Source organism: Mitsuaria sp. GD03876, from assembly GCF_029840635.1.
Lineage (GTDB): Bacteria > Pseudomonadota > Gammaproteobacteria > Burkholderiales > Burkholderiaceae_C > Roseateles.
Map to the genome: position 1 here is coordinate 38,125 of NZ_JAOCCU010000038.1, position 21,093 is coordinate 59,217.

Below are 21,093 nucleotides of genomic sequence, written 5' to 3' on the forward strand. Positions count from 1 at the left end.
TGCCGATCGCCTTGCCCTTTGTAACGTCGGGTCCCGCCGATTCGTAACCCCTGCATGGGCCTCGGGCACAATCGGGCCTTCATTCGTTCCGCAAGCCGATGAGCACCAAGACGATCGCCTCCTCCCCCGCTCTTCTTCCTCAAGGCATCGGCGCGTTGACGCGCCGGGGACTGCTCGGCGGCCTGGCCGCGGGGCTGACGCTCCCGTCCTTCGCGCAATTCCGCGTCGAGATCGCCGGCGTCGGCGCGACGCGCGTGCCGATCGCGATCAGCGATTTCAGCAACGAATCGGCCACCGGCCAGCCGCTGGCGGCGATCATCCGCGCCGACCTCGAGCGCAGCGGCCAGTTCAGCATCGTGCCCGGCCAGGCCGGCATGTCCGAGAACTCGCAGCCGCAGTTCGTCGACTGGCGCGCCCGCGCCGCCGACGCGCTGGCGGCGGGGTCCGCGGCGCGGCTCGCCGACGGCCGTTTCGACGTGCGCTATCGGCTGTGGGACGTCGTCAAGGGCACCGACCTGGCCAGCGAGAGCCTGCCGGTCGTGCCGGCCGACCTGCGCCTGGCCGCGCACAAGATCGCCGACACGATCTACCAGAAGCTCACCGGCGAGCGCGGCGTCTTCGCCACGCGCCTGGTCTACGTGAACAAGGCCGGCCCGCGGTACTCGCTGCGCGTCGCCGACGCGGACGGCGAGGGCGAGCAGACCGTGCTCAACAGCCCCGAGGCCATCATCTCGCCGGCCTGGTCGCCGGACGGCAACGAGGTCGCCTACGTCAGCTTCGAGTCGCGCAAGGCGGTGGTCTGGATCCAGAACCTGCGCACCGGCAGCCGCCGCAAGGTCGCCGACTTCCGCGGCAGCAACAGCGCGCCGGCGTTCTCGCCCAACGGCCAGCAGCTGGCGGTCACGCTGTCGCGCGAGGGCGGCTCGCAGCTCTACCTGATCAACAAGGACGGCTCCGGCGCCAAGCGCCTGACGCAGACCTCCGCGATCGACACCGAGGCGACGTTCTCGCCCGACGGCGCGCAGATCTATTTCGTCAGCGACCGCGGCGGCGCACCGCAGATCTACCGCATGCCGGTCTCCGGCGGCAGCGCGGAGCGGGTCACCTTCAGCGGCAACTACAACATCAGCCCGTCGATCAGCCCCGACGGCCGCACGATGGCCTACGTCACGCGCGTGGGCGGCGGCACCTTCAAGCTGTGCGTGATGGACCTCGGCAGCGGCCAGGTGCAGCAGATCACCGACACCAGCGACGACGAGAGCCCGAGCTTCGCCCCCAACGGCAAGCTGATCGTCTACGCGACGCGCGCCGGCGGCCGCGACGTGCTGATGACGACGACGCTGGACGGCAAGGTCAAGGCCAAGCTCGCGACCCCGGGCGTGTCCGACATCCGCGAGCCCGCCTGGGGCCCGTTCGTCAACTGATCCGCCTTGGACCCCACCGGAAATCCAAAGCCCTTGCCGACGTCGGGCACACGGTTTGCCTACGTTGGCGTCGCGCTTCGCCCGTCCTGTGCGAGCCGTGAGCGCGACAGGCCGGCGCCACTTTCGCGGAGCGAGTTCCGCCCCGCGAACGTGTTAGCCGATGATTCACAATTGCTGTTTTCCGCGGCTTCACCAGCGGCGCAGTCCGGCCGCCACGTCCTGCCCCTTTCCCCCCGCCCGCTTTGACCCATAGGAGCGAATCCCCATGAAATTCGAAAAACTGATGCTTGGCCTGGTGGCCGCGGCTGCCCTGTCCGCTTGCAGCTCCACCAAGCTGGACGAGCCCGCCAAGGTCGAGACCAAGGAACCGGTCGCGACCCAGCCGCAGGCCCCGGCGGCCGATCCCAACGCCAACGCGCAGAGCCGTGTCCAGACGGTGGACCTGGGCGCCCAGCTCGACGCCGCGGTGTCCAACCAGCGCGTGGTGTATTTCGACTTCGACAGCTTCATCGTCAAGGACGAGTACCGCGGCCTGATCGACAACCACGCCAAGCGCCTGAACAACAAGAAGTCGCTGCAGCTGAGCCTGGAAGGCCATGCCGACGAACGCGGCGGCCGCGAGTACAACCTCGCCCTGGGCCAGAAGCGCGCCGAGGCGGTCGCCAAGTCGCTGACGCTGCTGGGCGTGGCGGCCAACCAGGTCGAGCCGGTGAGCTTCGGCAAGGAACGTCCGGCCGACACCGGCCACAACGAGGAAGCCTGGGCCAAGAACCGTCGCGTCGAACTGCGCGACAAGTAATCCGGTGACATGAGCATGCTGCGACTCTCCCGTTCCCTTCCGTTCGCGCCGGTCGCCGTGGCCAAGGCCACGCTGGTCGGCGTCCTCCTGGCGCTGAGCGCCGCCGGCCCCGCGCGGGCGGCGCTGTTCGACGACGACGAGGCCCGCAAGGCCATCCTCGACCTGCGCGCCAAGATGGCTCAGAACGAGGAGACGCAGCGTGCCCGTGCCGCGGACCTGCAGGCCCAGCTCGAGACCGCCCGGCGCGGTCTGCTGGACCTGTCCGGACAGATCGACGGGCTCAAGGCCGAACTGGCCAAGCTGCGCGGCCAGAACGAACAGCTGGCCCGCGACCTGTCCGAGACCCAACGCAAGGTGACCGACCAGTCGGCCACCCTGGACAACCGGCTGCGCCCGCTGGAGCCGCAGAAGGTGTCGCTGGACGGCAAGGAATTCCAGGCCGATCCGGAAGAGAAGCGCCAGTTCGACGCGGCCATGGGCCTGATCCGTCGCGGCGACTTCAACGAGGCGGTGTCCGCCTTCACCTCGTTCCTGCAGCGCTTCCCGGCGAGCGGCTATTCCGACTCGGTGCGCTTCTGGCTGGGCAATGCCCAGTACGGCAAGCGCGACTACAAGGGTGCGATCGCGACCTTCAAGGCCTTCGTCGCCGCGAACCCGGAGCACCCGCGCGCGGCCGAGAGCCTGCTGGCGATCGCCAACTGCCAGATCGAGCTCAAGGACACCAAGAGCGCCCGCAAGACGCTGGACGACCTGCAAAAGGCCTATCCCGGCAGCGAGGCGGCCAAGGCCGCCAAGGAACGCGCGGCGGGCCTGCGCTGACCGGCTGAGGACGCGCTCGGCGCGCAACGATCTTGACCCTGGAGACCGGGCACGGCCCCCTCGACCTGGACGCCGACGCGGAGCGCCGCTTCGGCGGCCTGCGCCGCCTGCACGGCGACCGTGACTACGCGCGGCTGCGCGCGGCGCGCTTCTGCGTCGTGGGGCTGGGCGGCGTCGGCTCGTGGGTGGTGGAGGCGCTGGCGCGCATGGGCGTCGCCCGGCTGGTGCTGATCGACCTGGACCACGTCGCCGAATCCAACATCAACCGCCAGGTGCAGGCGCTGGGCAGCACGCTGGGCATGGCCAAGGCCGAGGCGCTGAAGCAGCGCATCGCCGACATCCATCCGGGCTGCGAGGTCGTCACGATCGAGGACTTCGTGGACGAGGCCAACTGGCCCGGCCTGCTCGGCGACGTGCAAGTCGACGGCATCGTCGACGCCTGCGACCAGGTGCGCGCGAAGGCGCAGGTCGCCGCGTGGGCGAGGGCGCTGAAGCTGCCGCAGGTCTGCATCGGCGCGGCCGGCGGCAAGCACCGGCCGCAGGCGGTGGAGATCCTGGACCTGTCCGAGACCACGCACGATCCGCTGCTGGCCAGCCTGCGCCAGCGGCTGCGCAAGTTCCACGCCGCGCCGCGCCAGGGCGCGATGGGCGTGACCTGCGTGTTCTCGCGCGAGCCGGTGACGCGCCCCGAGGGCGTGGAGGCCTGCGACATCGACGCCAACCTGAATTGCCATGGCTATGGCTCGAGCGTGGCGGTCACCGCCGGCTTCGGCATGGTCGCCGCGGCGGAACTCGTGGCGCGGTATTTGAAAGCACTTGCGCGATCACAAAAATCCGTCCTATAATCTGCGGCTCTGCTGAGGGGCAAACACCTCGAAGCGACGCGGCGGAGGTCGGGAAAACGCAAGGGATCCCGGCCTTCACTGCTTGAAGCACGGCTTCGGGTCGTTAGCTCAGTCGGTAGAGCAGCGGACTTTTAATCCGTTGGTCGCAGGTTCGAATCCTGCACGACCCACCAAACCGCTTCAGTTTGGATTTTCTCGGGGGCTCTTAGCTCAGTTGGTAGAGCAGCGGACTCTTAATCCGTTGGTCGAAGGTTCGAATCCTTCAGGGCCCACCAACCGATCCTTGTCGGATCGTCGATGTGAACGGCGCGCGACACGCGTGCGATTCACGGAAGACGAAACGATGTCAGAGGGGAATCGGTGGAATGAGATCCAAATATCTGACATAATCTCGGCTTCGCGATAAATCACTCCGGTGACGCGAAACGAAAAGAATTTCGGGCTCTTAGCTCAGTTGGTAGAGCAGCGGACTCTTAATCCGTTGGTCGAAGGTTCGAATCCTTCAGGGCCCACCAACTCGAAGGGGTTGCAGCGATGCTGCAACCCCTTTTGTCATTGGCGCGCGGGGTTTGTTGAGAACCCGCTTCCCGCCTGCGAATATCGGGTTTTGCCCGGTCGGCTAGACTGCCCGCCAAATTTCCTCCGATCGCTCGATCCTCCTCGACATGTCCCAGATCCAAGAAGCCCAACTGCTGCAGGCCCTGCAGCAGGTCGTCGACCCGAACACCGGCAGCGACTTCGTGTCGACCAAGCAGCTGCGGAACCTGAAGGTCGCCGGCGACGCGGTGAGCTTCGACATCGAACTGGGATATCCCGCCGCGAGCCAGGTCGACGCGCTGCGCGCGGCGCTGGTGGCGGCGGCGCGCACGGTGCCGGGCGTGGGCAATGTCAGCGTCGGCGTGACGATGAAGATCGTCGCCCACGCGGTGCAGCGCGGCGTGCAGTTGCTGCCGGGGGTGAAGAACATCATCGCGGTGGCGTCCGGCAAGGGCGGCGTGGGCAAGAGCACGACCGCGGCCAACCTGGCGCTGGCGCTGTCGGCCGAGGGCGCGACGGTGGGCCTGCTGGATGCGGACATCTACGGCCCCAGCCTGCCGCTGATGCTGGGCGTCCATGGCCGGCCGGAGAGCACCGACGGCCAGACGATGGAGCCGCTGGAATCGCATGGCCTGCAACTGATGTCGATCGGTTTCCTGGTCGAGGACGACCAGGCGATGGTCTGGCGCGGTCCGATGGCGACGCAGGCGCTGGAGCAACTGCTGCGCCAGACGCGCTGGCGCGACCTGGATTACCTGGTGATCGACATGCCGCCGGGCACGGGCGACATCCAGCTGACCTTGTCGCAGCGGGTGCCGGTGAGCGGTTCGGTGATCGTGACGACGCCGCAGGACATCGCGCTGATCGATGCGAAGAAGGGCTTGAAGATGTTCGAGAAGGTCGGCGTGCCGATCCTGGGCATCGTCGAGAACATGGCGATCCACGTCTGCAGCAACTGCGGGCATGCCGAGCACATCTTCGGCAGCGGCGGTGGCCAGCGCATGGCGGACCAGTATGGGCAGGAGCTGCTGGGCTCGCTGCCGCTGGCGCTGTCGATCCGCGAGCAGGCCGACAGCGGCAAGCCGACGGTGGTGGCGGAGCCCGATGGACCGCACGCACAGGCCTACAAGCAGATCGCGCGCAAGGTGGCGGTGAAGCTGGCGGGTCAGGCGAAGGATTACTCGTCGAAGTTCCCGACGATCACGATCTCGAAGAACACCTGACCCCCACGCCACCACAGCCCGCACTGCCTTTCGCTGCAGTGCAGCACTGTGTCGGACACCGAGGAGACCGGTGCCCCCTGAAGCGAATGCCGAGCGTGCGGAGGCGTCTGAGCGCAAGGGGGCACCGGTCTTCTCGGTGTCACGCTCCCGCGCCGCACAAAACCGCGCCCCCAGAAAAAACCGAACCCACACCCCTGTGCGCCCAGTGGTTCCCTCGGACTTGAGAGGGTGACTACGGATTGGACAAAGCCCAGCCTTTGTGACGAAATACCTGAACGGCTTTTTGCTCGTTCGGGAATTGGCCGTCACTTCACCCAGGTCGGCAACGTCGCCGAACCCAGGAGGGCACAAGCAATGGACATGCACCGGAGGCATTTCTTCCGGGTGAGCGGGGCGGCCGTCATGGGCTCCAGCCTCGTCGCGTTGGGATTTTCTCCAACCGCTGCACTGGCCGAGACCCGCCAGTTCAAGCTCGCCCGGGCGACCGAGACCCGCAACACCTGTCCCTACTGCTCGGTGGGCTGCGGGATCATCATGTACTCGCTGGGGGACAAGGCGAAGAACGTCACCCCGGAGATCATCCACATCGAAGGCGACCCGGACCACCCGGTCAATCGCGGCACGCTGTGCCCGAAGGGTGCGGGCCTGCTGGACTTCGTGCACAGCCCCAACCGGCTGAAGTATCCGGAGATCCGCGAGGCGGGCGCCAAGGAGTGGAAGAGGGTGAGCTGGGACGAGGCGATGAACCGCTTCGTCAAGCTGCTCAAGGCCGACCGCGACGCCAATTTCATCGCGACCAACGCCGACGGCAAGACCGTCAACCGCTGGCTCTCGACCGGCATGATCTGCGCTTCCGCGTCCTCGAACGAATCGGGCTACATCACCCACAAGGCGATGCGCTCGACGGGGATGCTGGCGTTCGACAACCAGGCGCGCGTTTGACACGGACCGACGGTGGCCAGTCTGGCCCCGACGTTCGGACGCGGCGCGATGACCAACCACTGGGTGGACATCAAGAACGCCGATCTCGTGCTGATCATGGGCGGCAATGCCGCCGAGGCGCATCCCTGCGGCTTCAAGTGGGTGATCGAGGCCAAGCATCACAACAAGGCCCGGCTGATCGTCGTCGACCCGCGCTTCACGCGCTCGGCCGCGATGAGCGATTACTACGCGCCGATCCGCGCCGGCTCGGACATCGCCTTCCTCGGCGGCGTCATCAACTACCTGCTGAGCAACAACAAGATCCAGACGGAGTACGTCCGCAACTACACGAACGCGACCTTCCTCATCAATGAGGGCTACAAGTTCGAGGACGGCCTGTTCTCCGGCTACGACGAGGCCAAGCGCGCGTACAACAACGCGTCCTGGGCCTACGAGATGGACGACAAGGGCTTCGCCAAGGTCGACATGACGATGCAGCACCCGCGCTGCGTGCTCAACGTCATGAAGCAGCATTACTCGCGCTACACGCCGGAGAAGGTCAGCGAGATCACCGGCACGCCCAAGGACAAGTTCCTGGAGGTCTGCAAGCAGATCGCCGAGACCTCGGTCCCCGGCAAGGTGATGACGGTGATGTACGCGCTGGGCTGGACGCAGCACAGCCAGGGCTCGCAGATCATCCGCACCGGCGCGTTGATGCAGCTGCTGCTGGGCAACATCGGCCAGCCGGGTGGCGGCATGAACGCGCTGCGCGGCCACAGCAACATCCAGGGCCTGACCGACCTGGGCCTGCTGTCGACCTCGCTGACGGGCTACATGACGCTGCCCAAGGACTCGGAGCAGGACCTCGAGACCTACTACAAGACCAAGGCGCTCAAGCCGCTGCGGCCCAACCAGATGAGCTTCTGGCAGAACTATCCGAAGTTCTTCGTCAGCCAGCAGAAGTCGTGGTGGGGCAAGTACGCGACCAAGGAGAACGACTGGGCCTTCCACTACCTGCCCAAGTGGGACAAGGGCTACGACGTGCTGCAGGCCTTCGAGCTGATGAGCCAGGGCAAGGTCAACGGCTACGTCTGCCAGGGCTTCAACCCGGTGGGGTCCTTCCCCAACAAGAAGAAGATCGTCGACAGCCTGTCCAAGCTGAAGTTCCTCGCGATCATCGACCCGCTCAACACCGAGACCGCCGAGTTCTGGAAGAACTACGGCGAGCACAACGACGTGAAGAGCGAGGACATCCAGACGGTGGTCTTCCGCTTCCCGAGCACCTGCTTCGCGGAGGAGGACGGCTCGCTGACCAACTCGGGCCGCTGGCTGCAGTGGCACTGGAAGGGCGCCGAGCCTCCGGGCGAGGCCAAGGGCGACGCCGAGATCATCGCGGAGATCTTCCTGCGCCTGCGGGCGATGTACCAGAAGGACGGCGGCGCCTTCCCCGATCCGATCCTCAACCTGAGCTGGCCGTACAAGATCCCGCACAGCCCCTCGGCCGAGGAGCTGGCGATGGAATACAACGGCAAGGCGCTGGCCGACGTGACCGATCCGAAGGACCCGACCAAGGTCCTGCAGAAGGCGGGCGAGCAGCTCTCGGGCTTCGGCCTGCTGCGCGACGACGGCAGCACGGCCAGCGGCTGCTGGATCTACGCCGGCGCCTGGACGCAGGCCGGCAACCAGATGGCGCGGCGCGACAACAGCGACCCGTGGGGCATCGGCCAGACGCTGAACTGGGCCTGGGCCTGGCCGGCGAACCGGCGCGTGCTCTACAACGCCGCGTCCTGCGACCCGACCGGCAAGCCGTGGAATCCGAAACGGCGCCTGGTCAGCTTCACCGACAAGTGGGGCGGCTCGGACGTGCCCGACATCCGTCCGGACGCGAACCCGAACGACGAGGACGCGGTGCGGCCCTTCATCATGACCGCCGAGGGCGTGGCGCGGCTGTTCGCGCCCAGCGGCATGGTCGACGGCCCGCTGCCCGAGCATTACGAGCCCTTCGAGTCGCCGCTGACGCAGAACCCGCTGCACCCGAACAACGCCAAGGCGATGAACAACCCGGCGGGCCGCGTGTTCAAGGGCGACCGGGAGCAGTTCGGCAAGCCCGACAAGTTCCCCTACGTGGCCACGAGCTACCGGCTCACCGAGCACTTCCATTACTGGACCAAGAACGTGCGAACCAGCGCGGTGATCCAGCCGCAGCAGTTCGTGGAGATCGGCGAGGAGCTCGCCAAGGAGAAGGGGATCGCCAATGGCGATCAGGTGAAGGTCAGTTCCAACCGCGGCTTCATCAAGGCCGTGGCGGTGGTGACCAAGCGCGTGGCGTCGCTGGACGTCGGCGGCAAGCGGGTCCACACGGTGGGCCTGCCCAACCACTGGGGCTTCGTCGGCGTGGCCAAGCCCGGTTATCTCGTGAACACGCTGACCCCGTTCGTCGGGGACGCCAACACGCAGACGCCGGAGTTCAAGAGCTTCACCGTCAACATCGAGAAAGCCTGAGGAGCGCCGCCATGTCTTCATTGCAATCCCTGGACATCGCCAAGCGCTCCGCCACGACGCTGCCCAGTCCCGACGCGCGGCGCACGACGACGGAGGTGGCCAAGCTGATCGACGTCTCCTCGTGCATCGGCTGCAAGGCTTGCCAGGTCGCCTGCATGCAGTGGAACGACCTGCGCGACGACGTCGGCGACACGCACGGCACCTACGACAACCCGCGCGACCTGACGCCGCAGTCGTGGACGGTGATGCGCTTCTCGGAGGTGGAGGTCGTCGAGAACAAGCTGGAGTGGCTGATCCGCAAGGACGGCTGCATGCATTGCGACGACCCCGGCTGCCTCAAGAGCTGTCCCGCGCCGGGCGCGATCGTGAAGTACCAGAACGGCATCGTCGACTTCATCTCCGAGCACTGCATCGGCTGCGGCAATTGCGTGACCGGCTGTCCGTTCGACGTGCCGCGCATCAGCAAGGCCGACAACAAGGCCTACAAGTGCAGCCTGTGCTCGGACCGGGTCGGCGTCGGGCTGGAACCGGCCTGCGTGAAGGCCTGCCCGACCGGGGCGATCCGCTTCGGCTCGAAGGAGGACATGCATGAGTTCGCCTCGGAACGCATCGTCGACCTGAAGGAGCGCGGCTACCAGAACGCGGGCGTGTACGACCCGCAGGGCGTCGGCGGCACGCACGTGATGTACGTGCTGCAGCACGCGGACCAGCCGCAGCTGTATCACGGCCTGCCCAAGGATCCGCAGATCAGCCCGCTGGTGTCGCTGTGGAAGGGCGCGGCCAAGCCGCTGGCGGTGGCCGCGATGATCGGCGCCGCGGTGGCCGGCTTCTTCCATTACATGAAGGTCGGGCCGCAGCAGACCGGGCACGACGAGCCCGACGCCGACGAGGAACTGGCCTACGAGCGTGCCAAGCGGGGCGAGCCGCCCCTGGACGCGTCCCGCGATCCGCGCGTGCCGCCCGCCGGCGGCGGCCTCTGAACCCACCGGGAGAGCGAGATGTTGCTGCAACGCTATCGCGACAGCCAGCGGATCAACCACTGGCTCATCGTGCTGCTGTTCCTGTGCGCCGGGCTCTCGGGGCTGGCCTTCTTCCATCCGAGCCTGTACTTCCTGAGCCACCTGTTCGGCGGCGGGCCGTGGGCGCGCATCCTGCATCCCTACATGGGCGTGCTGATGGTGGTGGCCTTCGCCTTCCTGGCCGCGCAGATGTGGCGCGACAACCTGTGGACCGACGCCGACTCGCAGTGGATGCGCCAGAGCAAGGACATGATCTCCGGCGCCACCAAGGAGGACGTGCAGCCCGCCCACAAGTACAACGCCGGGCAGAAGGTGGTGTTCTGGATCATGGCCGTGTCGCTGACGATCCTGTTCGTCACCGGCTTCATGTTCTGGCACGCCTGGTTCCCCGACGGGAACATCCTGATGCGGCGCGTGGCGGTGGTGCTGCACTCGGCCTCTGCGGCGATCCTGATCCTCACGATCATCATCCATGTCTACGCCGCGATCTGGGTCAAGGGCTCGTTCCGGGCGATGACCCGTGGCACAGTCACCGACACCTGGGCCGCGCACCATCACCCGCTGTGGCACAAGGCAGCGAAGGAGCGTCCCCGCGCATGACGGCCAGTCCCCCTCCCGGTTTTTCCCCCTCGACCCCGGCGTCGACCGCCACCCCCTCCGCGTCCGCCTCGATCCGGATGATGACGCCGGAGGAGATCGCGGTGAACGCCGGCGCGCGCGCCGCGCCGGTGCGGCTGCCCGATCCCGGCGTCTTCGCCGAGCGGGCGCTGCGGTTGCGCCAGCTCGCCGATGGCCATGCGATGCGGGACTACCTGCTGTTCGTGGCCGCGCTGGCGCAGGCGCAGCATGAGCTGTTCAGCCAGCCGCGCGCGTTGCGGCTGCCCGACGAGGTGCTGGTCAACGGCGCGATGGTCGGCGGGCTGCCGCCGGTGGAGGCGACCCGGCATCCGCGCGAGGCGGTCTGGCGCGAGGAGTTGCGCGCGTTGCTGGGCCTGATCGGCACGGCGGCGATTCCCGATCCGGCCCGGCAGCTGGTGAAGCAGCTCGGCGACGCCGACGACGGCTGGCTGGAGCAGCAGGCCAACGCGCTGCTGGCCGGCGGCGCGCCGGGGCTCGATCCGGCGGCGGCGCCGCTGGTCGCCGCGGCGCTGCAGCTGCACTGGACGCGGCTGGTGACGCAGCTGCAGCAGCGCTACGACCGCAGCGACCAGGGCGAGAACGTGGCGCCGTTCGGCATGATCGACGACCCCACCGTCTGCCCCTGCTGCGGCTCGCGGCCGGTGGCCTCGATCACGCGCATCGCGGCGGAGTTGTCGGGGCAGCGCTTCCTGGCCTGCTCGCTGTGCGCGGCGCAATGGCATTACGTGCGCATCAAGTGCACCCACTGCCAGGGCACGAAGGGCATCAGCTTCCAGAGCCTGGTCGACGCCGATGGACGGAAGTCCGAGGCGGTCGCGGCCGAGTGCTGCGAGACCTGCGGCCACTACTTGAAGCAGGTCCACATGGAGAAGGACCTGCAGGTCGAGCCGCTGGCCGACGACCTGGCCACGCTGACGCTGGACCTGCTGGTCGGCGAGCTGGGCCTGGTGCGCCAGGGCTTCAATCCGCTGCTGGTCCTGGGCGAGCCCGAGGCCGCGCGAGAGACCTCCGGCGACCCGCCCGGCGCGGCGGCGCCGCCCGATCCGGGAAGGCGCTGAGCATGAAGCCCGAGGCATCCATGGTTCATGGTCCGACGGCAGGCTCCCCGGTCCCGACACCGGCTCCCGCTGCCCCCAAGGACCTGCCGTCCGTCGACCGGCTGCTGCGCGATGCCGAGGTGACGCACCTGATGGCGCGGCATGGCCACGCCTTCGTCGCCGCGCAGGCGCGCCGGCTGCTGGACGAATGGCGCAAGCGCGCGCTGGACGGGTCGCTGGGCGCGCATGAGCTGCGACACCTGCCGGCCGAGCTCGAACGGCGTTGCGTCGAGCGCCTGACGCCGCGGATGCGCCGGGTCATCAACCTGACCGGCACGGTGCTGCACACCAACCTGGGCCGCGCGCTGCTCGCGGACGAGGCGCTGCAGCACCTGCTCGCCTGCATGGGCTCGCCGAACAACCTGGAGTTCGACCTCGCGCGCGGCGAGCGCGGGGATCGCGACAGCCTGGTCGAGTCGCTGCTGTGCGAGATCACCGGCGCGGAGGCCGCGACCGTCGTCAACAACAACGCCGCCGCGGTGCTGCTGGGCATCGCCGCGCTGGCGGGCGGGCGCTCGGCGATCGTGTCGCGGGGCGAGCTGGTGGAGATCGGCGGCGCCTTCCGCATGCCCGACGTGATGGCCGCGGCCGGCGCGCGGCTGGTGGAGGTCGGCACGACCAACCGCACCCATGCGCGCGACTACCAGGCGGCGATCGGGCCGGACACCGCGCTGCTGCTGAAGGTCCACACCAGCAACTACGCGATCCAGGGCTTCACGGCGGCGGTCAGCGAGGCGGAGCTCGCGCCGATCGCGCGGGCGGCGAACGTGCCGCTGATGACCGACCTGGGCAGCGGCTCGCTGGTGGACCTGGCGCAGTGGGGCCTGCCGGCCGAGCCGCTGCCGCAGGCGATGCTGGCCGACGGTTGCGATGTCGTGACCTTCAGCGGCGACAAGCTGCTGGGCGGGCCGCAGGCGGGGTTGATCGTCGGCCGCAAGGACCTGGTGCAGAAGATCCGCAAGTTCCCGATGAAGCGCGCGCTGCGCCTGTCCAAGCTGCCGCTGGCGGCGCTGGAGGCGACGCTGCGGCTGTACCTGCAGCCGGACCGGCTGACGCGCGACCTGCCGACGCTGCGCTTGCTGACGCGGCCGGTCGACCAGATCGAGGCGCAGGCCGAGCGGCTGTTGGCGCGCGTGGAGCAGGCGGTCGCGCCGCGCTTCTCGGTGCGCGTCAGCGCGATGCGCGGGCAGATCGGCTCGGGCTCGCTGCCGGTGGAGACGCTGCCGTCGGCGGGACTGGTGCTGACGCCGCGGCTGCCAGGCAAGCGGGGGACCGGGCGCGCGCTCGACGAGCTGATGGGCGCGTTGCGCGCGCTGCCGCTGCCGGTCATCGCGCGGGTGCAGGCCGACGAGCTGTGGCTGGACCTGCGCTGCCTGGACGAGGCGCGCGAGGAACCCGGCTTCGTCGAGCAGCTCGGGCTGCTGAAGGAGGCGCTCGCGTGATCGTCGGAACCGCCGGACACATCGACCACGGGAAGACGACGCTCGTGAAGGCGCTGACCGGCGTCGACACGGACCGGCTGCCCGAGGAGAAGCGGCGTGGCATCAGCATCGCGCTGGGGTATGCCTACCTCGATGTCGAGGGCACGGGGACGCGCATCGGCTTCGTCGACGTGCCCGGGCACGAGCGGCTGGTGCACACGATGTTGTCCGGCGCGACCGGCATCGACCACGCGCTGCTGCTGGTCGCCGCCGACGACGGCGTGATGCCGCAGACGCGCGAGCATCTGGCGCTGCTGTCGCTGCTGGGCATCGCGCGCGGCACGGTGGCGCTGACGAAATGCGATCGCGCCGACGAGGCGCTGCGGGCCCGGCGTCATGCGGAGATCCGCGCGCTGGTGGCCGGCACGCCGCTGGCGGACGCGCCGGTGTTCGACGTCGCCGCGACGGCCGGCGAGGGCGTGCGCGAGCTGCGCGAGCACCTGCTGGCGCAGGCGCGGGCGCTGCCGCCGCGCGCGGTCGCGGGGCAGGGCTTCCGGCTCGCCGTCGACCGCGTGTTCAGCCTGGCGGGCGTGGGCACGGTGTGCACCGGCACCGCGCATGCGGGCGAGGTCGCCGTCGGCGACGAGCTCGTCCTGCTGCCGCCCGCGCCGGGCCAGGCGCCGGCTCGCGCCCGGGTGCGCTCTCTGCATGCCCAGAACGCCGCCGCCGAGCGCGCGACGGCCGGCCAGCGCGTGGCCATCGGCCTGGTCGGCATCCAGAAGGACGAGGTCCGCCACGGCCAGTGGCTGGCCGCGCCGGAGATCGCGCAGTGGACCGATCGCTTCGACGTGCGGCTGCGGCTGTCGTCCGACGAGGCCAAGCCGCTGCGCAGCGGCACGGCGGTGCATGTGCACCTCGGCGCCGAGCAGGTGACCGGCTCGGTCGCCGTGCTGGGCCGCATCGACGGCGCGCCGCGAGAGACGCGATCCGCCGTGTCACGGGACGCGCCGGCCGCCGCGACACACGGCGCGCCCTTGGACGCGCTCGCGCCCGGGGACGAGGCCTTCGTCCAGTTGGTGCTGCATCGACCGATCGGTGCCTGGGCCGGCGACCGTGTGGTGCTGCGCGATGCGTCGGCGACGCGCGCGCTGGCCGGCGGGACGGTGATCGATCCGCAGGCGCCGGCGCGGTACCGGCGCACGCCGCAGCGCCTGGCCGAACTGGACGCCCTGAGCGCGGCGACGCCCGCTGAGCGCCTCGCGGGCCTGCTCGAGCAGGCGCCGATGGGCCTGGACCTCGCGCGCTTCGCGGCGGGGCAGGGCGTGTCGGCGTCCGCCCGCGCGGGACTGCTGAGCGCAGCGGCCGGCGGGACCGCGAGTGCGAGTGCGACCGCGAGTGCGAGTGCGAGTGCGAGTGCGAGTGCGAGTGCGAGTGCCAGTGCCAGTGCGAGTGCCAGTGCGAGTGCCAGTGCGAGTCCGAGTCCGAGTGCGGCCGCGAGTGCGGGTGCGGGTGCCGGTGCGATGGCGGGTGCGGGTGCGATGGCAGTCGTCCCCGGCGCCGACGGTCCGGCCTGGGCGCTCGGCGCCGCGCGCACCGCCGAGTGGGAGGCCGTCGCGCTGGAGCGCCTGGCCCGCTACCACCAGGAGCAGCCGGAGGAGCTCGGCCCCGACCTCGCGCGCTGGCGGCGCCTGGCCGCGCCGCGGATGGCCGAGCCGCTGTGGCGCGCGCTGGTGCAGCGCCTGGTCGCGTCGTCGCGCGTCGCGCTCGGCGGCGCCGCCGCGCATCTGCCGGCGCACGGGGTGCAGCTGTCGGCGCTGGACGAGCGGCTGGCGCAGAAGCTGATGCCGCGGCTGCTGGAGGCCAGCGTCGAGGGCGCCTGGGCCCGCGACCTCGCCAAGGCCGCCGCCGAGCCCGAGGCGCTCGTGCGCACGACGCTGGCGCGGTTGTCGCAGCGCGGCGAGCTGTTCCAGGTCGTGAAGGACCTGTACTATGCGCCCCCGTCGATCGAGGCCCTGGCCGCGATCGCGCGGGCCTCGGCCGGCGACGGCGAACTCCGGGCCGCCGAGTTCCGCGACCGCAGCGGCCTGGGCCGCAAGCGCGCGATCCAGGTGCTGGAGTTCTTCGACAAGGTCGGCCTGCTGCGGCGCGTCGGGGACGCGCACAAGCTGCGGGCCGATTGCCGCCTGTTCATCGACGACGCGAGCGGCGACGCCGCCCGGGCCGCATGAACACGCAAGGATCCCTGGAAGGAAAACGATCCTGGTGGATCGGCCGGACTTCAAATCCGGTGGATGGCGCCACGCGCCGTCGGGTGGGTTCGACTCCCATTTCCTTCCGCCAGCAACATCGGCTCGCCGGCTGCGCGGCCCGATCTTGCGCCTGCGGTGCTCGCCGTACGAGAGTACGGCTGCGCGCCTCGGCGCAACCTCGGGCCGCTCGCCACGGCGATCCGACGTCGCCGGTTCCTGCGGCCGCCCTAGGGGCGGCACTTTCTTTGACTGCGAACCTTTTTGGAGCCCTCCGATGACCAGCCTCTTCCAGCATGTCAGCCGTGCGCTGCATGGGATCGTCGCCGCCTCGCTGATCGCCGCGGGCGCCGCCGGCGTCGCGCAGGCGCAGACCTCTCCGCAGGTCCTGCGCGTCACCGCCATCCCCGACGAATCGCCGACCGAGCTCGCGCGCAAGTTCGCGCCGCTGGGCAAGTACCTGGAGAAGGAACTCGGCGTCAAGGTCGAGTGGACCCCCGTCACCGACTACGCCGCCGCCGTCGAGGCCGTCGTCAACAAGAAGGTCGAGCTCGCCTGGTTCGGCGGCTTCACCTTCGTCCAGGCCAACGTGCGCGCCGGCGGCAAGATCGTCCCGCTGGTCCAGCGCGAGGAGGACGAGAAGTTCCGCTCCGTCTTCATCACCGACGCCAAGTCCGGCATCGCCAAGCTCGAGGACCTCAAGGGCAAGACGCTGAGCTTCGGCTCCGCGTCCTCGACCTCGGGCCACCTGATGCCGCGCTCGTTCCTGCTGGCCGCCAGGATCAATCCCGACGCCGACCTCAAGCGCATCTCGTTCTCCGGCGCGCATGACGCCACCGTCGCCGCCGTGGCCTCGGGCAAGGTCGACGCCGGCGCGCTCAACATCTCCGTCTGGGAGAAGCTGGTCGCCGAGAAGAAGGTCGATCCGGCCGAGGTGAAGGTGTTCTTCACCACGCCGCCGTACTACGACTACAACTGGAGCGTCCACGCCGACATGCCCGCGGCGATGAAGGACAAGCTCAAGGCCGCCTTCCTGAAGCTGAGCCCGACCACGCCCGAGGGCAAGGAGATCCTCGAGCTGCAGCGCGCGACGAAGTTCGTGCCGACCAAGCCGGAGAACTACGCCGGCATCAAGGCCGCCGCCGAGAACGCCGGCCTGTTGAAGTGAACTGAGCCCGCGTCGATGCCCTTGCTGGAGTTGGACGGCCTGCGCCTGCAGGCCGGCGCGCGCACCCTGGTCGAGCCGCTGTCGCTGCGGATCGAGACCGGCGAGCAAGTCGCGCTGATCGGCGCCTCGGGCGCCGGCAAGACCTCGCTGCTGCACGCGCTCGCGCTGGCGCTGCCGCCAGCCGCCGGCGCGCTGCGCCTGGTCGGCGAGGACGCCTGGACGCTGTCCTCCGGCGACCGCCACTGGCTGCGCCGCGAGTTGATGCTCGCGCCACAACACCCGCCGCTGCCGCCGCGCCAGCGCGTCGCCACCGCGGTGCTGGCCGGCCGGCTGCCCGGCGCCTCGATGCGCGAGAGCCTGCGCATGCTGTTCAGCCCGAGCGAGGCGCAGGCGCGGCTCGCGCACGAGGCGCTGGAGCGGCTCGAGCTCGGCGACCGGCTGTGGTCGCGCGTCGACCAGCTCTCCGGCGGCGAGCGCCAGCGCGTGGCCATCGCGCGGCTGCTGGTGTCCAAGGCGCGGCTGTGGCTGGCCGACGAACCGCTGTCGGCGCTCGACCCGCAGCGCGCGCAGCGCGTGCTGTCGGTGCTGCAGGACGCGGCCCGCGCGCAGGACCGCACGCTGGTCTGCAGCCTGCACCAGGTCGACCTGGCCTGCCGGATGTTCCCGCGCGTGATCGCGCTGCGCGAGGGCCGGCTGGTCTACGACGGCCCGCCCGCGGAGCTCGGCGCCCGCCAGCTCGACGAGATCTACGCCGGCCTGCCGGATGCATCGCCGTCCGCGGTCGACGACGCGCCGCTGCCGGCCGCGCCGCCGCAGGCGATGTGCCGATGAGCGCGCTCAGCGGGCGCGACGGGGCCGTCGGCGGCTCCGGCCGCGCGCCGGGCGATCCGGGCGATCCCGCCGGGCCACGCGGCCCACGCGGCCCACGCGGCCCACGCGGCGCCAATCCCGCCCTTGAACCCTGGCGCCGCGATCCCGCCGCCACGCGGCGCCTGGGCCTGGCCGTCGCCTTGCTCGTGCTGCTGTGGCCGCTGCTGGTCTGGTGCGAGTTCCGGCCCTGGGAGCTGCTTGACCCGCGCAGCCTGCGCGCGACCGGCCGCTTCGCCGCCCAGTTCCTGACGCCGCGGGTGGACCTCGAGTTCCTCTCGATGCTCGCCGCCGACACCTGGCGCACCGTGGCGATGGCGACGGTGGGCTTGGCGCTCGCCTGGGTGATCGCCGTGCCGATGGCGCTGCTGGCGACGGCGCGGCTGTCGGTCTCCGCGCTGACGGGCCGCATGGGCACCGCGCCGGCGGCGTTGCGCGCCGTGGTGCGGCTGGTGCTGGTCGTGCTGCGCTCGGTGCCGGAGCTGGTCTGGGCGCTGATGCTGGTGCGGGTGATCGGCCTGGGGCCCGGCGCCGGCGTGCTGGCCATCGCGCTGTCCTACGGCGGCATGCTGGGCAAGGTCTACGCCGAGATCCTCGAGAGCGCCGACGCCGCGCCGACGCAGGCGCTGCTGCGCGGCGGCGCCGGCCGGCTGCAGGCGCTGCTGTTCGGCACGCTGCCGGGCTGCGCCGACGAACTGGTCAGCTACACCGTCTACCGCTGGGAATGCGCGATCCGCTCGTCGGTGGTGCTGGGCTTCGTCGGCGCTGGCGGCCTGGGCCAGCAACTGGACAACGCGACCAAGATGTTCGCGGGCTCCGAGGTCGCGACCATCCTGCTGGTGTTCATCGCGCTGGTCGCGCTGGCGGACCGCGTCAGCGCCTGGCTGCGGCCCGCCCGCGAGGCCAGCCTCGGCGCCGACCCCCAGCGCCAGCCGACGCGGCCGCCGGCGCGTTGGGGACTGCGCGCGCTGTTGCTCGGCCTGCTGGCGTTGATGGTGGCGAGTTTCGTGTCGCTGCCGCTGCGCTGGGGCGAACTGCTGGGCGCCGAGGCGCTGGCGCAGATGGGCCGTTTCCTCGCCGAATTCTTCCCGCCGCAGCTGGCGCCCGCCTTCCTCGGCCGCGTCGGGCAGGGCGCGCTGGAGACGGTGGCGATGTCGGCGCTCGGCAGCGGGCTGGCGGCGATCGCCGGGCTGGCGGTGGCGCTGCTGGCCAGCCGGCCGCCCGGGCCGCTGCGCTGGGCGTCGCGGTTGCTGCTCAACGCGCTGCGCAGCGTGCCGGAGCTGGTGTGGGCGTCCATCCTGCTGGTGTCGGCGGGCCTGGGGCCGATGCCGGGCACGCTGGCGCTGGCGCTGCACACGACCGGCGTGCTGGGCCGGCTGATGGCCGAGGCGCTCGAGAACGCGCCGCCGCAGACCGCGCAGGCGCTGCGCTGGGCGGGCGCGTCGCGCTGGCAGGTGTTCGCCTTCGCGACGCTGCCGCAGGCGGCGCCGCAGCTGCTCAGCTACACGCTGTACCGCTGGGAGAACAACATCCGCGCGGCGACGGTGCTGGGCGTGGTCGGCGCCGGCGGCCTCGGGCAGATGCTGACGCTGCACCTGAGCCTGTTCCAGATGCGGGAGACTTGCACGGTGCTGCTGGCGATGATCGCGCTGGTGATGGCGGTGGACGCCTGCTCCTACGCGGCGCGGCGGCGGCTGAATCGATGAGGGAGTCCGAGATGAACGAGCAAGGGCTGAAGCTGCTGCGCGAGCGGGCGTCGGTCGGGCCGAAGTACCTGGTCGAGCCGGCGCCGGACGAGGCGCAGTTGCGGCTGATGGTGGACGCGGCGCTGCATGCGCCGGATCACGCGGGGCTGGTGCCGTTCCGCTTCAAGGTCGTGCGCGGCGAGGCGCGCCGCGCGATGGCGGCGCTGTACGCCGACGCCGCGCGCCGCGCCGGCAAGGACGCGGACGGCATCGCGATGGACGAGGAACGCGCGCTGCGCCCGCCGATGACGGTGGCGGTGGTGGCGCGGCTGGACCTGGGCCATCCGCAGGTGCCGGCGCACGAGCAGTGGGCCTGTGTCGGCGGAGCGCTGACGAACTTCCTGAACGCGGCGCAGGCGCTGGGGTTCGGGGGAAAGATGCTCAGCGGCGCGAAGGCCCGCGATCCCGGGCTGATCGCCGCGTTCTGCGCGCCGGGGGAGACGCTGCTGGGCTGGATCGCGCTGGGCACGCCGGTCAAGTCCGACAAGCCGCCCAAGCCGCGCGCGCCGAAGGCCGGCGCGGCCGACGCGCTGCAGCTCTGGGGCGGCTGAGCCGCCCGCGCTCGTCAGCCGTAGATGTAGCTCTGGAGCTGGGCGATCGTCATCTCGTCGTCCGCGATGATGTCGTCCATCAGGTCGCGGATCGAGAGCATGCCCACGACGCTGGCGCCCTCGACCACCGGCAGGTGGCGGATCTTGCGCTGGCTCATCAGGCTCATGCACTCGCGGCAGTCGGTGTTGGGCTTCACCACGAACACATTGGACGTCATCACGTCCTTGACCTGCGTGTGCCGGGAGTCCCGTCCCTGCAGCGCGATCTTGCGGGTGTAGTCGCGCTCCGAGAAGATGCCGAGCAGGCGCTCGTTCTCCATCACCAGCAGCGCGCCGACATCATGTTGCGCCAGCAGGTGCAGCGCATCGAACACCGTCGCCTCCGGCGCGACGCGCCAGACGCTCGGGCCGCGGTTCTTCAGCAGATCGGACACCGGTTTCATGGGGCCTCCTGGCGAATGTCTGGCGGAACTCGGACGTCCAAGATAAGCGCGTTGGCGGTGCGCCGCAAGCCCCTGCAAGACCCGACCCCCAAGGGGGGAGGGCGCCGGGCGTGCCCCGGGCTCAGGCCGGGTGGGTCAGGTCGCGCAGATGGGTGGGTCCGGCGCGGCGCTCGATCTCGGCCAGCAGGTCGCGGCCCCAGCCCATCGCGAACAGCGCCTCGCCGACGACGAACATCGGACCGACCAGCAGCCCGATCAGGTCGTCCACGAACGCGGGCTTGCGGCCCTCGTAATAGTGACCGACGAACTGGATGATCCATCCCACCAGGAAGCTGCCCAGCCCCCAGGCCAGCCAGCCGCCGAAGGAGCCGGCCGCCAGCGGATGGGCCAGCGCCATCAGCACCGCGTTGACGATCGCGGTGGCCAGGCCCAGGACGAAGTTGCCCCGCGTCAGGTACCAGATCGTCGCGGCGCCCCAGACCAGCCAGGCGGCCGAGACGGTCCAGTCGGCGACGTGGAATTGCGCCCGCGCCAGCAGCACGCCGATCGCGAACACGATCAGCGGGATGCCGACGAAATGCGTGGCGATGTTGCGGCGGTCGCGGTGGTAGGCGGCGTACTGCGCCATCAGATCGGTGGCTTGGCGTGCCATGGCGGTCTCCGTGCGGGATGTCGTCGTGATGTCGCAATGCTAGTGCGACCAGCCTGTTTGTGCCGTTCAGAATGCGGGTTTCACCACTCCTGATAGACCCCTATGCAAGTGTTGACGCCGGCAAGCGAGGTGCCTTCGGTGCGGTGGACCGCGCGCGGACAGGCCGCGCGGGCAA

17 protein-coding genes and 4 tRNA genes are annotated in these 21,093 nt (G+C 70.1%); 19 read left to right on the plus strand and 2 right to left on the minus strand.

Annotated features, from left to right (window positions below):
• Window positions 1-98 precede the first annotated feature (98 nt).
• The 19 genes from tolB (at window position 99) to N5D62_RS21290 (ending at window position 19,823) form a co-directional block, all read left to right on the plus strand.
• On the plus strand, window positions 99-1,424 hold the full coding sequence (gene tolB, locus N5D62_RS21200; protein WP_279759880.1) for a Tol-Pal system beta propeller repeat protein TolB: 1,326 nt from the start codon (window positions 99-101) through the stop codon (window positions 1,422-1,424).
• A 265-nt stretch (window positions 1,425-1,689) separates the two neighbouring features.
• Window positions 1,690-2,223: a peptidoglycan-associated lipoprotein Pal gene (gene pal, locus N5D62_RS21205; RefSeq protein WP_279759881.1), complete on the plus strand. Its 534-nt coding sequence runs from the start codon at window positions 1,690-1,692 to the stop codon at window positions 2,221-2,223.
• Window positions 2,224-2,232: 9 nt separating this feature from the next.
• Window positions 2,233-3,042, plus strand: coding sequence for a tol-pal system protein YbgF (ybgF, locus tag N5D62_RS21210; RefSeq protein WP_279759882.1), 810 nt, complete (start codon window positions 2,233-2,235; stop codon window positions 3,040-3,042).
• 32 nt (window positions 3,043-3,074) lie between these two features.
• Window positions 3,075-3,887, plus strand: coding sequence for a tRNA threonylcarbamoyladenosine dehydratase (locus N5D62_RS21215; protein ID WP_279759883.1), 813 nt, complete (start codon window positions 3,075-3,077; stop codon window positions 3,885-3,887).
• A 97-nt stretch (window positions 3,888-3,984) separates the two neighbouring features.
• Window positions 3,985-4,060, plus strand: a tRNA-Lys gene (locus N5D62_RS21220).
• Between the two features lie 26 nt (window positions 4,061-4,086).
• Window positions 4,087-4,162, plus strand: a tRNA-Lys gene (locus N5D62_RS21225).
• 164 nt (window positions 4,163-4,326) lie between these two features.
• Window positions 4,327-4,402 (plus strand) — tRNA-Lys (locus N5D62_RS21230).
• 150 nt (window positions 4,403-4,552) lie between these two features.
• Entirely contained in the window at window positions 4,553-5,647 is a 1,095-nt protein-coding gene (apbC, locus tag N5D62_RS21235; protein WP_279759884.1) for an iron-sulfur cluster carrier protein ApbC, read from the plus strand.
• A gap of 354 nt (window positions 5,648-6,001) precedes the next feature.
• Window positions 6,002-9,070 carry a formate dehydrogenase-N subunit alpha gene (fdnG, locus tag N5D62_RS21240; RefSeq protein WP_279759885.1) on the plus strand — a complete coding sequence of 1,023 codons (3,069 nt, stop codon included), beginning with the start codon at window positions 6,002-6,004 and terminating at the stop codon, window positions 9,068-9,070.
• An 11-nt stretch (window positions 9,071-9,081) separates the two neighbouring features.
• Window positions 9,082-10,050, plus strand: coding sequence for a formate dehydrogenase subunit beta (fdxH, locus tag N5D62_RS21245; protein WP_279759886.1), 969 nt, complete (start codon window positions 9,082-9,084; stop codon window positions 10,048-10,050).
• Between the two features lie 18 nt (window positions 10,051-10,068).
• On the plus strand, window positions 10,069-10,689 hold the full coding sequence (locus N5D62_RS21250; RefSeq protein ID WP_279759887.1) for a formate dehydrogenase subunit gamma: 621 nt from the start codon (window positions 10,069-10,071) through the stop codon (window positions 10,687-10,689).
• Complete coding sequence (gene fdhE, locus N5D62_RS21255; protein WP_279759888.1) at window positions 10,686-11,786, plus strand: formate dehydrogenase accessory protein FdhE; 1,101 nt, start codon at window positions 10,686-10,688, stop codon at window positions 11,784-11,786. The genes N5D62_RS21250 and fdhE overlap by 4 nt, the downstream gene beginning before the upstream one ends.
• Window positions 11,787-11,806: 20 nt before the next feature.
• A complete protein-coding gene (selA, locus tag N5D62_RS21260; protein WP_279759889.1) occupies window positions 11,807-13,267 on the plus strand; it encodes an L-seryl-tRNA(Sec) selenium transferase in 1,461 nt (486 codons plus the stop codon).
• Window positions 13,264-15,474: a selenocysteine-specific translation elongation factor gene (selB, locus tag N5D62_RS21265; protein WP_279759890.1), complete on the plus strand. Its 2,211-nt coding sequence runs from the start codon at window positions 13,264-13,266 to the stop codon at window positions 15,472-15,474. Before selA ends, selB begins: the two co-directional genes overlap by 4 nt.
• 16 nt (window positions 15,475-15,490) lie before the next feature.
• Window positions 15,491-15,586: transfer RNA gene (locus tag N5D62_RS21270), tRNA-Sec, on the plus strand.
• 183 nt (window positions 15,587-15,769) lie between these two features.
• Window positions 15,770-16,660: a putative selenate ABC transporter substrate-binding protein gene (locus N5D62_RS21275; protein ID WP_279759891.1), complete on the plus strand. Its 891-nt coding sequence runs from the start codon at window positions 15,770-15,772 to the stop codon at window positions 16,658-16,660.
• Between the two features lie 15 nt (window positions 16,661-16,675).
• On the plus strand, window positions 16,676-17,491 hold the full coding sequence (locus N5D62_RS21280; RefSeq protein ID WP_279759892.1) for an ATP-binding cassette domain-containing protein: 816 nt from the start codon (window positions 16,676-16,678) through the stop codon (window positions 17,489-17,491).
• Window positions 17,488-19,233 (plus strand): phosphonate ABC transporter, permease protein PhnE, encoded by a 1,746-nt coding sequence (phnE, locus tag N5D62_RS21285; protein WP_279759893.1) that lies wholly within the window; start codon window positions 17,488-17,490, stop codon window positions 19,231-19,233. Before N5D62_RS21280 ends, phnE begins: the two co-directional genes overlap by 4 nt.
• Window positions 19,234-19,244: 11 nt before the next feature.
• Window positions 19,245-19,823, plus strand: a complete 579-nt coding sequence (locus N5D62_RS21290) for a nitroreductase (RefSeq protein ID WP_279759894.1) — start codon at window positions 19,245-19,247, stop codon at window positions 19,821-19,823.
• Between the two features lie 14 nt (window positions 19,824-19,837).
• Here the strand turns inward: N5D62_RS21290 and N5D62_RS21295 are convergent, their stop codons facing one another.
• Window positions 19,838-20,266, minus strand: a complete 429-nt coding sequence (locus N5D62_RS21295; protein ID WP_279759895.1) for a CBS domain-containing protein — start codon at window positions 20,264-20,266, stop codon at window positions 19,838-19,840.
• Window positions 20,267-20,387: 121 nt separating this feature from the next.
• Window positions 20,388-20,918 (minus strand): Mpo1-like protein, encoded by a 531-nt coding sequence (locus N5D62_RS21300; protein WP_279759896.1) that lies wholly within the window; start codon window positions 20,916-20,918, stop codon window positions 20,388-20,390.
• Window positions 20,919-21,093: the final 175 nt, after the last annotated feature.

What these genes read in the sequence shown, in the direction of transcription:
- tolB (WP_279759880.1), top strand. Translation starts at nt 99, where the DNA reads ATGAGCACCAAGACGATCGCCTCCTCCCCCGCTCTTCTTCCTCAAGGC.
- pal (WP_279759881.1), top strand. Translation starts at nt 1,690, where the DNA reads ATGAAATTCGAAAAACTGATGCTTGGCCTGGTGGCCGCGGCTGCCCTG.
- ybgF (WP_279759882.1), top strand. Translation starts at nt 2,233, where the DNA reads ATGAGCATGCTGCGACTCTCCCGTTCCCTTCCGTTCGCGCCGGTCGCC.
- apbC (WP_279759884.1), top strand. Translation starts at nt 4,553, where the DNA reads ATGTCCCAGATCCAAGAAGCCCAACTGCTGCAGGCCCTGCAGCAGGTC.
- fdxH (WP_279759886.1), top strand. Translation starts at nt 9,082, where the DNA reads ATGTCTTCATTGCAATCCCTGGACATCGCCAAGCGCTCCGCCACGACG.
- N5D62_RS21250 (WP_279759887.1), top strand. Translation starts at nt 10,069, where the DNA reads ATGTTGCTGCAACGCTATCGCGACAGCCAGCGGATCAACCACTGGCTC.
- fdhE (WP_279759888.1), top strand. Translation starts at nt 10,686, where the DNA reads ATGACGGCCAGTCCCCCTCCCGGTTTTTCCCCCTCGACCCCGGCGTCG.
- selA (WP_279759889.1), top strand. Translation starts at nt 11,807, where the DNA reads ATGGTTCATGGTCCGACGGCAGGCTCCCCGGTCCCGACACCGGCTCCC.
- N5D62_RS21275 (WP_279759891.1), top strand. Translation starts at nt 15,770, where the DNA reads ATGACCAGCCTCTTCCAGCATGTCAGCCGTGCGCTGCATGGGATCGTC.
- N5D62_RS21280 (WP_279759892.1), top strand. Translation starts at nt 16,676, where the DNA reads ATGCCCTTGCTGGAGTTGGACGGCCTGCGCCTGCAGGCCGGCGCGCGC.
- phnE (WP_279759893.1), top strand. Translation starts at nt 17,488, where the DNA reads ATGAGCGCGCTCAGCGGGCGCGACGGGGCCGTCGGCGGCTCCGGCCGC.
- N5D62_RS21290 (WP_279759894.1), top strand. Translation starts at nt 19,245, where the DNA reads ATGAACGAGCAAGGGCTGAAGCTGCTGCGCGAGCGGGCGTCGGTCGGG.
- N5D62_RS21295 (WP_279759895.1), bottom strand. Translation starts at nt 20,266, where the DNA reads ATGAAACCGGTGTCCGATCTGCTGAAGAACCGCGGCCCGAGCGTCTGG.
- N5D62_RS21300 (WP_279759896.1), bottom strand. Translation starts at nt 20,918, where the DNA reads ATGGCACGCCAAGCCACCGATCTGATGGCGCAGTACGCCGCCTACCAC.